Origin of the sequence: Mammaliicoccus sp. K-M42 (assembly GCF_022386375.1) — a bacterium.
In the GTDB taxonomy this organism is placed as follows: Bacteria; Bacillota; Bacilli; order Staphylococcales; family Staphylococcaceae; genus Mammaliicoccus; species Mammaliicoccus fleurettii.
This window is the reverse complement of record NZ_JAJNIS010000052.1, coordinates 1-305: the sequence shown is the minus strand read 5'-3', so window position 1 is coordinate 305 and position 305 is coordinate 1. Positions and strand designations below refer to the sequence as shown.

Genomic DNA, 305 nt, shown 5'->3' with positions numbered 1-305 from the left:
TAAGCCCAACTACCATCGGCGCTAAAGAGCTTAACTTCTGTGTTCGGCATGGGAACAGGTGTGACCTCTTTGCTATCGTCACCAGACAAATGTTGCTTGAGACAAGCGTTCACATACTTCCTCATCACTACTGGTTTTCGCATTCATTTACCTGAGTAAACTCATTTGTCATCCATTGTGATTCGTCGTCTATAAGCGTTTTCTCTTCGCAATAACTATTAGAATGTATTGCACATTCAAAACTAGATAGTAAGCAGATTTTACGGCGTTAAACCGAGTTAAAAATTTTGATTAAGTCTTCGATC

1 rRNA gene is annotated in these 305 nt (G+C 39.7%); it reads right to left on the bottom strand.

The features are described 5' to 3' along the window. Positions 1–86: ribosomal RNA gene (gene rrf, locus LQ668_RS12310) — 5S ribosomal RNA — on the bottom strand; the annotation flags it as partial. Positions 87–305 lie beyond the last annotated feature (219 nt).